The organism is Amycolatopsis tucumanensis, assembly GCF_021654135.1.
Lineage (GTDB): Bacteria > Actinomycetota > Actinomycetes > Mycobacteriales > Pseudonocardiaceae > Amycolatopsis_E > Amycolatopsis_E tucumanensis.
In genome coordinates, this window is record NZ_JAKGSD010000011.1 from 133,296 (window position 1) to 145,539 (window position 12,244).

Genomic DNA, 12,244 nt, shown 5'->3' on the forward strand with positions numbered 1-12,244 from the left:
CAGCCGGTGCCGATCCGAGTCCGGCAGAACGGCTAGAGAAGGAAGTCAGGTGGCCCGGCGGCACAAGCGTCCCGAGAGCGGTGAGGCGCTGGACCGGCGGCCGGACAACCGTGCAGGCAGCCGGTGGCGGCTGCGGAACTGGCGGCTGCGCACGAAGCTGATCGCCGTCCTGCTCATCCCGATGCTGACCGTGCTGGCGCTCATCACCCTCCACGTGCGCTCCGACCTCGGGCACGCGGAACAGCTGGCCGAGCTCGCCGCGCACGCTCGTGTCGATGCGGGCGTCAACGCGGTGGTCAACGAACTGCAGCGCGAGCGGGACGTCACCGTGCGGTACGTCGCCGGGCAGCGACGGAACGGGCTCAGCGACGTGCGGGACCAGCGCGCCCGCGTGGACCAGGCCGCCGGTGCGTTCGCGCGCGAGCTCGCCGCCCAGCAGTCGCGGCTCTCCCCGGCCAGCGCCGCGGGGCTGAAGGAAGCCCAGTCCCGGCTCGACGCACTGCCAGGGTTGCGTTACTCGGGTGAGTTCTCGAACTCGTCGGCGGATTCGATCCTGACCTCCTACAGCGACCTCATCTCGGGTGTCCTCGACCTGTCGGACCAGGCCGTCGCCGAGATCGCGGACGCCGAGGTCGCGCGGCTTCGGCTGGCCGCAAACGCGCTCGCCCGCGTGAAGGACCAGATGTCGGTCAAGCGCGCGGTGCTCGGGCAGGCGTTCGCGGAGGGCGAGGTCTCCGACGACCGGCTGCGGAAGCTCCTCGGCGCGGACGCCCAGCTCGCCGCCGCGCAGAACGACTACCGCAAGTTCGCCACCGCGGCCGAGCAGCGCTCCTACGAGCAGACCGTCGCCGGACCGGCCGTGCAGTCGGCGAACGCGCTCTTCGAGCTGGCCATCACCAGGACGGAGAACGGGCAGAGCCTGTCCGGCCTCGACTCCCGCCAGTGGGACCAGGCGATCACCGGGACCATCGACCTCGCCTACCAGTTCCAGCAGACCCTGCAGGTGCAGACGCAGCAGCGGTGCGACGCGCTCGCCACCGACGCCCGGCGCTCGGCGATCGTCAACGCGGCGGTGGTCTTCGGGGTGCTGCTGCTGTGCGCGGTGCTCGCCGTGGTCATCGGGCGATCGCTGCTGCGGCCGCTGCGGATCCTACGCAACAACGCGTTCGACGTCGCCGAGCACCGGCTGCCCGCGGCGGTGGACGAGATCCTCGCCGACCCGCATCCCGACTTCATGACCGCGCACCGCGGTGTGGCGCCGGTGCCGGTGTTCACGCGTGAGGAGGTCGGCCAGGTCGCCCGCGCGTTCGACGCCGTGCACGGGCAGGCGGTGCGGCTGGCCGGTGAGCAGGCGCTCCTGCGGGAGAACATCAACGCGATGTTCGTGAACCTGTCCAAGCGCAGCCAGGACCTGGTCGAACGGCAGCTGGCCGTGCTGGACCGGATGGAGGCCGACGAGCAGGACCCGGAGACCCTCGGCGGCCTGTTCGAACTCGACCACCTCGCGACGCGGATGCGCCGCAACAGCGAGAACCTGCTCGTCCTGTCCGGGCACGACTTCGGTGACGAGAAGGCCGAACCGGTGGCCGCCGAGGAGATCATCGGCGCGGCGTTGTCCGAGGTGGAGCACTACCAGCGGATCGAGCTGACCGCGATGCCGGAGATCGCGATCCGCGGCGAGGCGTGCAACGACCTGGTGCACGTCGTGTCCGAGCTGCTGGAGAACGCGACCCTCTACTCGCCGTCGGACAAGACGGTGACGGTGGTCAGCTCGCTCGCCGAGGACGGCGCCTGGCACGTGCACATCACCGACCAGGGCGCGGGCATGCCGCAGCCGGAGATCGACCGCGCCAACAAGCGACTGGCGAACCCGCCCGCGGTGGACGTCGAGGTGTCGCGGCGGATGGGCCTGTTCGTGGTCGCGACGCTGGCGAAGCGGCACGACATCCAGGTGCGATTGCGGTCGGCGGACGGTGGCGGGCTGGTCGCGACGGTCGTCGTCCCGGCGGGGCTGGTGATCGAGAACGTGGCGCCGGTGCCGGAGCCGCTGCCCGCGCCGGTGGCCGCTCCCGAGCCGCCGCCGGTGCCGGTTTCGCTGCCGTCGCTCAAGCCGATCCCGCTGCCCGAGCCGCCGCCAGAAACCGAGCCCGAGCCGGAACCGGAGCCGGAGCCGGAGCCGGACGACACGGTGCTGATCCCGGTGGTGCGGGACGAGCCGCGCCGCGCGCGCACCGAGGACCGGGTCGACTGGCCGACGGCGGACAACGACGCCTTCCCGCCGGAGGACGAGGAGCCGACCGAGCGGATGCCGGCGTACCAGGCGGTGTTGTCGCGGTGGTTCACGACGGGCGAGCACTGGCCGATCCGGCGCGACGTCGCGGGCAACGGGCAGCCGGATTGGCCGGCCGAGCCGGAGTGGCCGTCGGCGGACGACGACGAGGTGGACGGGAAGGCGCCGGACTTCCCGCAGCAGGTGCGGCGGCGGCCCGACTCGTTCGACCCGCCTACGCTCTCACTCGATCCCGACGAGGTTCGTCACCGGATGTCGCGGCTGCAGAACGGGTTCGCCCGAGCCCGCGACGCGCGGGAGAGCTGACGGGTTCGATCCCGGCGAGCCGCTGCCGGGCGTCGATCGCGCGGGCCAGGCGGGACAGGGCGTAGTTGATCGCGAAGTAGAGCAGCGCGATGATCAGGTAGGTCTGGATCAGGAGCCGGTTGTAGCCGGCGAGGACCTTGCCGCTCTGCAGGAGTTCGGCGTAGCTGACGACGATCCCGAGCGAGGTGTCCTTGACGACGCCGGCGGCCTGGCTGATGAGCGCGGGCACCACGCGGCGGATGGCCTGCGGGAAGATCACGTACCGCATCGACTGGGAGGGCCGCATCCCGAGCGCGGCCGCGGCCTCGCCCTGGCCGGCTTCGAGTGAGCGGAAGCCGCTGCGGAAGATCTCGGCGAACTGGGCCGCGCGGGACACCGCGATCGGCAGGACGAGTTTCCAGAGCAGCGGCAGGTCCAGGCCGTACCGGGGCAGCGCGAACATGGCGAAGTAGATCAGCAGGAGCAGCGGGACGACGCGGACGACCTCGACGTACGCCCGGGCCGGCGCGCGGACCACGGCGTGCCGGGAGATGCGCCCGAAGGCGAGCACGAGCCCGGCCGCCACCGCGATGGCAATGGCCAGCACCGCGGCGAGGGCCGTGCCGCCGAGGCCGCCGAGGAGGTAGCGCCACATGGGCCAGGAGCCGTAGGGCGCCCAGCGCTCCGCCGAGAGCTCCCCGTTGATCGCGAACTGCCGCACCGCCAGCACGACGAGCACAAGACCAGCCAGGACCGCGACCACGGTGGCGATGCGGATGCGCCGCCGGGCGCGCGGACCGGGATCGTCGAAGAGCACGGAGGTCATGGCCGGTCTGCCTGTTTCAGCACGATTGGCCCTCTCGTGGAGCGGTGGTCGGACGGTTCATGCGCTGGTGGGTGAGTGGGTAGGTCGTGCCGCTGCGATTGGGCCGGTGGCGTGGCGGTGGGTGTGACTGGGCGGGCCCGCTGGCGTGGCTGGGCGGCTGGCGTGGCGTGGCGGCGGGTGAGGCTGGGCGGGCCCGCTGATGTGGCTGGGGTGGATCGGCTGGTGCGGCGTGGCTGGGCTGGTGGCGCGGCGACGGGTGAGGATGGGCGGGCCGGCTGACGTGGCTGGGCGGACCGGCTGGTGCAGCCTGCCTGGGTGGGTGGCACGGCGGCGCGGCGGAGCGTGCGACTGCGCGGGTCGTGTGGCGCTGGGCCGGTCGCGCGTCGGTTGAGTCAGTCGTGTGGCGCTGATGATTCCACCAATTGGCGCGGTGTCCTTCAAACGAACCGCCGCCGCGCCCGCCGTGCCCAGCGCACCCATCGCGCCCGCCGTGCCCAGCGCAGCCGTCGCCACCCCTCTCACCGTGGGATCGCCAGCTTCCGGTCCAGCACGCCGGCCCCCGTGGAGATCACCAGCGCCAGCACGGCGTAGCAAACCCCCGCGCCGATGTACAGCGGCAGCGGCTCCGCCAGCGCGAGGTTGACCCTGTTCGTCGCCTCCGTCAGTTCGACCACTCCGACCGCCGCGGCCAGGGCGGTGTTCATCAGCAGCTGGATGGTGACGTTCCCGAGCGGCTGGATGATCGTGCGCAGCGCCTGCGGCAGCACCACCGCCGACAGTGACTGTCCGAAGCCGAGCCCCAGTGCGCGCGCCGCCTCGGCTTGGCCTCGCTCCACCCCGTTCACGCCGGCCCGCAGTGTTTCCGCGTAATACGAAGCCATGTACAACGCGGTCGCGAGGATGGCCGTCGTGAACAGTTCGAACCGGATTCCCACCGTCGGCAGGCCGAATACGAACAGCACCAGCCACACCGCGAGCGGAATGTTCTGGAACAACTCGACGTAACCGGTGCCAAAAGCCCGCAGCGGGCGAACCGGGCAAATCCGGAATGCGGTGATGACCACCGCGAGCACCACGGCGCCAACAGCGCTGAACACGGTGAGCAGCACCGTGTTCAGCGCGCCCTCGGCGAATTCCCCGAGGTGATCGCCCCACCCGGTCACGAGCCCGGGACGGAACCCGTCTTGGGCGGAACAGGCGCGTCACCCGGGATGACCGACCCCAGCGTCTGCTTGTACGCCTCCTGCCACAGCCCCGCGGCCTGGATCTTCTCCAGCCACGTGTTGACGAACCGCTTGAACGTCTCGTCGCCGTGGTGGATGCCGATGCCGTACGGGTCCTGCCCGAAGGTCCCGCTGACGATCTGCACCTTGTCGTTCGTCTGCGCGTTCCCGGCCAGCTGCGTCAGGTCGTTCACGTACGCGTCGCCGCGCCCCTGCTCCAGCGCCGTCACGCACTCCGAGTTCGTGCTCAGCGTGATCACCTGCGCCGGCTCGAACTGCTGGACCATGGCCGAGCCGGTCGAGTTCGTCACCGCCAGCACCCGCTTGCCCTTCAGGTCCTGGGGCTTGGTGACGCTCGAATCGCCCTTGCGCGCCATGATCGCGGGCCCGGACACGAAATACGGCCCGGCGAACGACACCTTCTCCGCGCGGGCGGGGGTGATCGAATAGGTGTGCAGAACCACGTCGACGGTGTTGTTCTGAAGCAACGCCTCGCGGATCTGCGACGTGGAATTGACGATCTTGACGTTCGGCTGGCCCAGGATGTACTTCGCCAGCAACCGGCCGAGGATCGCGTCGAACCCCTCGGTCTGGCCGGTCGTCGGGTTCTGCTGGGACAGCAGTGGCGTGTCCAGCTGGCTGCCGATGAGGATCTGCCCGCGCTGCTTGATCGCCTGCGCCGTCGGGCTGGTCGCGAGGTCCGCGTCGGACGCCACCGGCGCGCGGTCGAGGAGGCTCTGCTCCTGGTCCGCGCTCCCGCCGCTGTCCGGTACCGCGCCCCCGCTCGAGGTGCAGGCGGTCACCGCGCCGAGCGCGACCGCCGTGAGCAGGACCGCGAGGCGCCGTCGCCGTGTCGAAGCCGTCATGGTGTGGCCGGATCCCTCCTGGAAGTGGAGCCTGTCGCCCCTATCTACTCTCGGTGACGCAAGGGGTACCCGAACGGGTGGCAGTAGATCACGAGGTAAGGCGCAGGATCGTGCAGTTCCAACGGCCGCGTCAAGCCCCTGTGAGGTTCCGGGGGGCACTGTGGGACATTTCCGGGCAACGTGTCACAGGCCTGTCCCGCCTTCCGGATAGTGAGATAGGTAACACTGGACAAGGGCCCTGCGACTGCACGCAGCGTGACGTGCAGTCGCTCTGTTCCTGAGACAGTTGGTGAGAATTCGTCACCGGGGTGACCGCTAAAGTTCGTGGTGAGAGGCATCTGCCCGGCTTCCCTTTCATCCCGGCAGCCGATAGCCTCTACCCCCAATCGGGTGGCCCCGTGTTAACCATTCACGTCCTGGTTCTCATGGCGTGGAACCCGAGCGCGGAAACGCGGAAACTGGACAGCTCGAACCGGGAAGGAAGTCCTCGGTGCCCCAGCCCACGAGCGGGGAGCGCGGTCGCAAGGCAGTGTCCCCGGCGGAGTCGCCTGTCGCGCAGAGTAACGACGTCGGCGCGCAGGACAACGCGATCGGAGCATCGACCGGTGGTGACGGCGGCCGTCGGGTCCGCGGTCTCGCGAACTGGCGCGTCAACGCCAAGATCGCCGCGGTGGTCGCCGTGCCGACCGCCGCCGCGCTGTCCCTGGCCGGCCTGCGCGTGTACGACAGCTTCGACACGATGACCGTCTACCAGCACGCCGAACAGCGCATCGAGCTCAGCCAGAAGGTCGCCGCCGAAGTCGACGCGCTGCAGCGCGAGCGGGACGCGATGTCGGCCTGGATCGCCTCCGGCCGTCCGGGCGACCGGACCGAGCTCGACGACGCCATCAGCACCGCGGAGAACGCGGGCGACACCGTGCGCGGCGCGGTCAGCGAGGTCGCCGCGATCAGCGACGACGCCACGTCCGCGCGCTACCAGCAGGGCCTCGCCCGACTCGACGGCCTGAGCCAGCTGCGCTCCTCGGCGGGCGCCGCGGACTTCCCGAGCCTCGCCGCGCAGGCCGGCTACACCGGGGTCATCGACGCGCTGCAGCTGATCGCCGACGAGTTCGACGCCGACATCACCGACCAGGGCCTGCAGGACCGGCACGAGGCGCTCGGCTTCCTCGCCGACGCCAAGGAGTTCTCCGCCCAGCAGAACTCCTACCTGCGCAGCGCCGCGATCCGCGGCAGGTTCGACCCGGCCGAGCTGAAGAACCTCACCACCGCGCAGTCGAATCTGGTCGCCGCGATCGACCGGTTCAACGCCGTGGCCACCCCGCAGGCCCAGCTGGACTACTCGACCACCCTGTCCGGCCCGCAGGTCTCCCAGCGGTTCACCCTGCAGCAGCTGGCGTTGCTGCGCGCACAGGCGAACCCGCCGCTCGCGCTGGCCATCGACCCGGGCGCGGTCGCGCAGTCCTCGGCGCAGACGCTCGACCTGATCAGCCAGGTCCAGAACCGCCTGCTCGACGACGCCAAGACCTACACCGAAGGGCTGATCAGCGCCCAGCAGCAGAACCTGCTGATCACGGTCGCGATCATCCTCGCCGGGCTCCTGCTGGTGCTCACGCTGATGTACGTCGTGGCGCGTTCGCTGATCCGGCCGCTGCGGACACTGCGCTCGACCGCGCTGCAGGTCGCCGAGGTGCACCTGCCCGACGCGGTGGAGCGGATCATGCGCGAGGCCGACCCGGCCGCGGCCGCCGCCAAGGCGATCGAGCCGGTGCCGGTCCACACCACCGAGGAGATCGGGCAGGTCGCCAGGTCCTTCGACGTAGTGCACGGCCAGGCCGTCCGCCTCGCCGCCGAGCAGGCCCTGCTCCGCGACAACGTCAACGGCATCTTCGTCAACCTCTCCCGCCGGTCGCAGCGGCTGGTGGAGCGCCAGCTCGCGGTGATCGACCTGCTGGAGGCCGACGAGCAGGACCCCGACCACCTCGCGAGCCTGTTCGAGCTGGACCACCTGGCGACCCGGCTGCGCCGCAACGGCGAGAGCCTGCTGGTGCTCTCCGGCGCGGGCTTGAGCAAGTCGATGCCCAAACCGGTCTCCGCCGCGGACGTGATCGGCGCGGCGGTGTCCGAGATCGAGCAGTACGCGCGGGTCGACGTCGGCGCGATCCCCGAGGTCGCGGTGCGCGGCCCGTCCGTGCACGACCTGGTGCACCTGCTCGCCGAGCTGCTGGACAACGCCACCTACTTCTCCGAGCCGGAGACGAAGGTCAGCGTCCGGGCCGTGGTCACGCGCAAGAAGGCGCTGGCCATCCAGATCACCGACCGCGGTGTCGGCATGTCGGCCGAGCAGATCGCCGAGGCCAACCGGCGCCTCGCCGACCCGCCGGACCTGGACGTGTCGGTGACCCGGCGGATGGGCCTGTACGTGGTCGCGCGGCTGGCCCAGCGGCAGGGCATCGAGGTGCGCCTGCGGGAGAACGAGGACATCGACGGCGGCGTGATCGCCCGCATCGTCGTGCCGCCGGACCTGCTCGGCCCGGTCGCGCGGGAGCCGATGCCGCGGCCCGCGGAGACCTCGTCGCCGAACCTGCCGCCGGTCCCGGCCCAGCGCACCCCGTCGAACCTGTCCCGCCGCGAGCCGGCCCAGGAGGCCGAGACCGGGGTGCTGCGGCCCCTCGACCAGCCGATCAGCCTCGACGACCTGGTCGCCGGCTCGACCGACGCCGCCTACCTGAGCCGGGGCAAGCCGCGTGCCGAGGAGCCGTCGCCGAACGGCCTCACCCCGCCGCAGCCGGAGGAGCAGCCGAACCACTTCGGGTCGCTGGCGCTGCCCAAGCGCGAGCCGCAGTACGTGCCGGTCACCGAGCAGCCTGCGGAGGAGCCGCCGTCGAACGAGAGCATCTTCGACGACGACGTGCCGACGAAGCGGCTGCCGATCTACCAGTCGGTTGTGTCGAGGTGGTTCAGTGCGGAGGGGGAGGACCCCGCCTCGGTGAGCGGCGAACTCGAGGAGGAACCCCCCGCGGCGGCCGAGGAAGCCCCCGAGGTCGACGACAAAAGCGCCGATCTTTGGCACAGTGTGTCCGATGAGGGCTGGCGCGCGGCGCAATCCCTGCTCGAGTCGCGGGAGGAGGAGATCACTCCGGCCGGGCTGCCGAAGCGGGTGCCGAACGCGCACCTCGTCCCCGGTTCGATCCCGGTGGGCGAGACCGACGCCTTCACCGACACGACCGTCGGCAGGCCGGGGCAGGGCGCGCTCGCCCGCTCCGCCGAGGCGGCGCGGGAACGCATGGCGAGCTTCCAGCGCGGCTACGTGAGTGGCCGTCACGCGCTGCAGGAGAGCACGCCGGGCCCCTATGACCAGGGTGATCCGGTGAGTGGCGGGGGAACCACCCCGCCGGACGAGGCAGTGAGGAGTGAGGAGTGACACGGGCGGGATCGCTGCAGCCGGGAGGCTCCACGCCGCAGGCGCCGCGGAACGGCTTCGCGTGGCTGATCACGGACTTCGTGCACCGGGTGCCCGGTGCGGCGCACGCCGTCGTGGTGTCGGCGGACGGGCTGCTGCTCGCCGCGTCCCGGGGGCTGCCGAAGGACCGGGCGGACCAGCTGGCCGCGGTGGCGTCGGGGCTGACCAGCCTGGCACGGGGCGCGTCGAAGGTGTTCGAGGGCGGGCCCGTGGCTCAGACGGTGGTCGAGATGGCCAACGGCTTCCTGTTCCTCATGTCGGTTTCGGACGGGTCCTGCCTCGCGGTTCTGGGGTCCCCCGACAGCGACATCGGCCTCGTGGTGTACGAAATGACGCTTCTGGTGGATCGGGTCGGTCAGCAGATGACGCCCGAGATGCGGGCACAGCTCCAGGGAGCCGCGCGCGGTTGAGCGCGCCGGGCACGAGAGGGACTGCAGTGGACGGTGGGCAGCCGACGGGCGTGGGCTCGGGACGGCTGGACGACGACGCCGAAACCGCCTGGCCGGACGAGGCGCAGGCGGCGCGGACCGAGGACTGGAGCACGTTCCGGGCCAAGGTCGACCGCGCCTGGCGCCTGCGCCGGGCCGCCGCGGGCGAGAAGCGGTCCAGTACCCTGAGCGACCCGGAGCCACCGGGCTACGGGGCGACCGAATACCCGGAGTTCAGCGGCGACCGGTTGCTGTCCGGTCCGGCGGCGGACCTGTTCGGCGACTCGGGCGGGCCGCTCGCCCCGGCAGGCGAGCTGCGGCCCAACCCGGCCGCGGAGAGCCACCCGAGCTTCCCGCCGGTGCCCGCGCCGGTGGCGGCGGAGGAGACCTCCGGTCTGGTCCGGCCGTACTTCCGGACGCGCGGGCGGACACGTCCCAGCTACGATCTGGCGATCGAAGCACTCGTCTCGACCAGCGAGCGGGGACGGATGCTCGACCGGGTGCGGGTGCCCGAGCACCGGTCCATCTGCGGACTGTGCCTGGACACGCGCTCCGTGGCCGAGGTGGCGGCGTACCTGCGCATGCCGCTGGGGGTCGCGCGGGTGCTGATCGGCGACGCCGTCGATCTCGGCCTGGTCCTGGTCCATTCCACGACGTCGGTCGTCGGCGATCGTCCCAGTATCGAGTTCATGGAGAGGGTGCTCAGTGGGCTTCGGAGAATTTGACTCCGACGCGAACACGTCGGCCGCGACGGGACCGACGCAGTCGGCCAAGATCGTGGTCGCCGGCGGCTTCGGTGCGGGCAAGACGACCCTGGTCGGCGCGGTCTCGGAGATCGATCCGCTGACCACCGAGGCGGTGATGACCGAGGCCAGCGTGTCGGTGGACGACACGACCGCCACGCCCAACAAGGCGACGACGACGGTCGCGATGGACTTCGGCAGGCTCTCGCTCGGCGACGACCTCGTGCTGTACGTCTTCGGCACCCCCGGGCAGCACCGGTTCTGGTTCATGTGGGACGACCTCGCGGTCGGCGCGATCGGCGCGGTCGTGCTGGTCGACACCCGGCGGCTGGCGGACGCGTTCCCCTCGATCGACTTCTTCGAGAACCGGAAGCTGCCTTACATCGTGGCGATCAACTGCTTCGACCGGCTGCTGCACCACCAGATCGAGGATGTCCGCCACGCGCTGACGATCTCCGAGTCGGTGCCGATCATCGCCTGCGACGCGCGGGAGAAGGAGTCGGCCAAGCAGGTGCTGATCACGGTCGTGGAGCACGCGATCAACCGGGACCGCGCGTTACAACCGGGGTGATCGGGTAACCGTGCCGCCGGAAGGGTGAATCGATGTGAGATCACCCCGGGCGGCAGGTCGACAGGGCCGGGTTCGGCAATACCCTGGTCGGAATAATCGCAGAACAGGCTCGACCGGTGAGGAGGCACATGACGGCATCGGCACAGCAGTCGAGCGGCTTCGGCTTCGGCTGGCTGATCACCGACTTCGTGCGACGGGTCCCGGGCGCGGCGCACGCCGTGGTCGTCTCCGCCGACGGTCTGTTGCTGGCCGGGTCGCAGGGCCTGCCGAAGGACCGGGCGGATCAGCTGGCCGCGGTCGCGTCCGGGTTGGTGAGCCTGACCTCCGGTGCCGCGCGGTGCTTCGAAGCGGGCTTCGTGAACCAGACGGTGGTCGAGATGGAGCGCGGGTACCTGTTCCTGATGGGGATCAGCGACGGGTCGAGCCTGGCGGTGCTGGCCGCGCCCAATTCCGACATCGGGACGGTGGCGTACGAGATGACGCTGCTGGTCGACCGCGTCGGGATGCAGATGACGCCGGAGCTGCGCAACCAGCTCCAGGGTGGCGTGCGCTGATGCGGGGACTTTCGCGGGGGGCCGGGCGGCCCGCGGTGGATGCGTGGGACCGGCTGCACCAGGGGACCGACCGCGAGGGGATCGACTCACCGGCACGGTTCGTGCTGACGAAGAAGCCGGTGGTGCTGCCGGTGCGCACGCCGGTGCGGCCGTCGCCCGGCGTCGGGCGAACCGCTTCCCGGACGACTGCCGGCTGGCCGACCGTGTCTGATGCGGATGCCGTGTCGCGGGCCGGTGCTGGTGGGCGGGCTGGAGGCGCTTCGCTCAGTGGGGCGGATGCTGGGTCGCTGAGCGGCGCGGGTGCTGGGTCGCTTCGTGGGGCGGGTGCTGGATCGCTGAGTGGCGCGGGCGCTGGTCGGCACGCGGGCGTTGAGGCTGGTGGCCGGCACGCGGGTCGTGACGTGGGCGGCCGGCACGCAGGTTTTGAGGCTGGTGGCAGCCGGGACGCGGGTCTGGACGGCGGTGCCGGCTGGCAGGCCGGTCCCGACGCCGACTGGCCCTCCGGCGCCGATCTGGACGCCGCCGCCCGGACTGGTCTGGAGGCCGGCTGGCCGACGGCCGGTGCAGGTGCCGCGGTCGGCGTCCGGACTGCTGTCGGCGCCCGCGGGGCCGGAGTGCCGCCCGCGCAGACGCGGGGCTCGGAACCGTCGGTACGGACGCGGATGATGATGCGCCCGTACGCCCGCACGGGAGGCCGCACCCGGCCGGATTACGAGCTGGCGCTGGAGGCGCTGGTCTCGACCACCGAGCGCGGGCGCGTGCCGCAGGCCGTGACGGGCGTGCAGCACCGGCGGATCTGCGCGCTGTGCTCGGAGGCCCGCTCGATCGCGGAGATCGCCGCGTACCTCGACCTGCCGCTCAACGTGGTGAAGGTGCTGGTCAGCGATCTGGACGCGGCCGGGATGGTGCTGATCCACCAGTCCGGACTGTCCTTCGGGGACCGCTCCTCGCGCGAGTTCATGGACCGGGTGCTCCAGGGCCTGCGACGCCTCTGAGCC

At 71.3% G+C, this 12,244-nt stretch carries 10 protein-coding genes; 7 read left to right on the forward strand and 3 right to left on the reverse strand.

What is annotated here, in order from left to right; translation table 11 throughout:
* Positions 1-49 precede the first annotated feature (49 nt).
* The gene (locus tag L2C96_RS14410; RefSeq protein ID WP_237336487.1) at positions 50-2,596 is read left to right on the forward strand and encodes a sensor histidine kinase; all 2,547 of its coding nucleotides are present in this window, start codon (positions 50-52) and stop codon (positions 2,594-2,596) included.
* Here the strand turns inward: L2C96_RS14410 and L2C96_RS14415 are convergent.
* From L2C96_RS14415 to L2C96_RS14425, 3 genes are all read right to left on the reverse strand, one after another.
* The gene (locus tag L2C96_RS14415) at positions 2,505-3,401 is read right to left on the reverse strand and encodes an amino acid ABC transporter permease (protein WP_020416943.1); all 897 of its coding nucleotides are present in this window, start codon (positions 3,399-3,401) and stop codon (positions 2,505-2,507) included. The two genes, L2C96_RS14410 and L2C96_RS14415, sit on opposite strands and share 92 nt — an antisense overlap.
* A gap of 518 nt (positions 3,402-3,919) precedes the next feature.
* The gene (locus tag L2C96_RS14420; RefSeq protein ID WP_027933812.1) at positions 3,920-4,564 is read right to left on the reverse strand and encodes an amino acid ABC transporter permease; all 645 of its coding nucleotides are present in this window, start codon (positions 4,562-4,564) and stop codon (positions 3,920-3,922) included.
* A complete protein-coding gene (locus L2C96_RS14425; protein ID WP_237336489.1) occupies positions 4,561-5,490 on the reverse strand; it encodes a glutamate ABC transporter substrate-binding protein in 930 nt (309 codons plus the stop codon). Before L2C96_RS14425 ends, L2C96_RS14420 begins: the two co-directional genes overlap by 4 nt.
* Positions 5,491-5,980: 490 nt before the next feature.
* On the opposite strand from L2C96_RS14425, the gene L2C96_RS14430 reads away from it, so the two are divergent.
* The 6 genes from L2C96_RS14430 to L2C96_RS14455 all read left to right on the forward strand — a co-directional run bounded on the left by L2C96_RS14430 (position 5,981) and on the right by L2C96_RS14455 (position 12,241).
* The gene (locus L2C96_RS14430) at positions 5,981-8,911 is read left to right on the forward strand and encodes a sensor histidine kinase (protein WP_237336490.1); all 2,931 of its coding nucleotides are present in this window, start codon (positions 5,981-5,983) and stop codon (positions 8,909-8,911) included.
* Positions 8,908-9,360 (forward strand): roadblock/LC7 domain-containing protein, encoded by a 453-nt coding sequence (locus tag L2C96_RS14435; protein ID WP_017985274.1) that lies wholly within the window; start codon positions 8,908-8,910, stop codon positions 9,358-9,360. Before L2C96_RS14430 ends, L2C96_RS14435 begins: the two co-directional genes overlap by 4 nt.
* Before the next feature lie 26 nt (positions 9,361-9,386).
* The gene (locus tag L2C96_RS14440) at positions 9,387-10,103 is read left to right on the forward strand and encodes a DUF742 domain-containing protein (protein ID WP_027933815.1); all 717 of its coding nucleotides are present in this window, start codon (positions 9,387-9,389) and stop codon (positions 10,101-10,103) included.
* Positions 10,084-10,692 carry a GTP-binding protein gene (locus L2C96_RS14445; RefSeq protein ID WP_017985272.1) on the forward strand — a complete coding sequence of 203 codons (609 nt, stop codon included), beginning with the start codon at positions 10,084-10,086 and terminating at the stop codon, positions 10,690-10,692. Before L2C96_RS14440 ends, L2C96_RS14445 begins: the two co-directional genes overlap by 20 nt.
* Positions 10,693-10,820: 128 nt before the next feature.
* The gene (locus tag L2C96_RS14450) at positions 10,821-11,246 is read left to right on the forward strand and encodes a roadblock/LC7 domain-containing protein (RefSeq protein ID WP_017985271.1); all 426 of its coding nucleotides are present in this window, start codon (positions 10,821-10,823) and stop codon (positions 11,244-11,246) included.
* Between the two features lie 662 nt (positions 11,247-11,908).
* Positions 11,909-12,241 (forward strand): DUF742 domain-containing protein, encoded by a 333-nt coding sequence (locus L2C96_RS14455; protein ID WP_020416938.1) that lies wholly within the window; start codon positions 11,909-11,911, stop codon positions 12,239-12,241.
* Positions 12,242-12,244: the final 3 nt, after the last annotated feature.

What these genes read in the sequence shown, in the direction of transcription:
- L2C96_RS14425 (WP_237336489.1), bottom strand. Translation starts at nt 5,490, where the DNA reads ATGACGGCTTCGACACGGCGACGGCGCCTCGCGGTCCTGCTCACGGCG.
- L2C96_RS14450 (WP_017985271.1), top strand. Translation starts at nt 10,821, where the DNA reads ATGACGGCATCGGCACAGCAGTCGAGCGGCTTCGGCTTCGGCTGGCTG.
- L2C96_RS14415 (WP_020416943.1), bottom strand. Translation starts at nt 3,401, where the DNA reads ATGACCTCCGTGCTCTTCGACGATCCCGGTCCGCGCGCCCGGCGGCGC.
- L2C96_RS14455 (WP_020416938.1), top strand. Translation starts at nt 11,909, where the DNA reads ATGATGATGCGCCCGTACGCCCGCACGGGAGGCCGCACCCGGCCGGAT.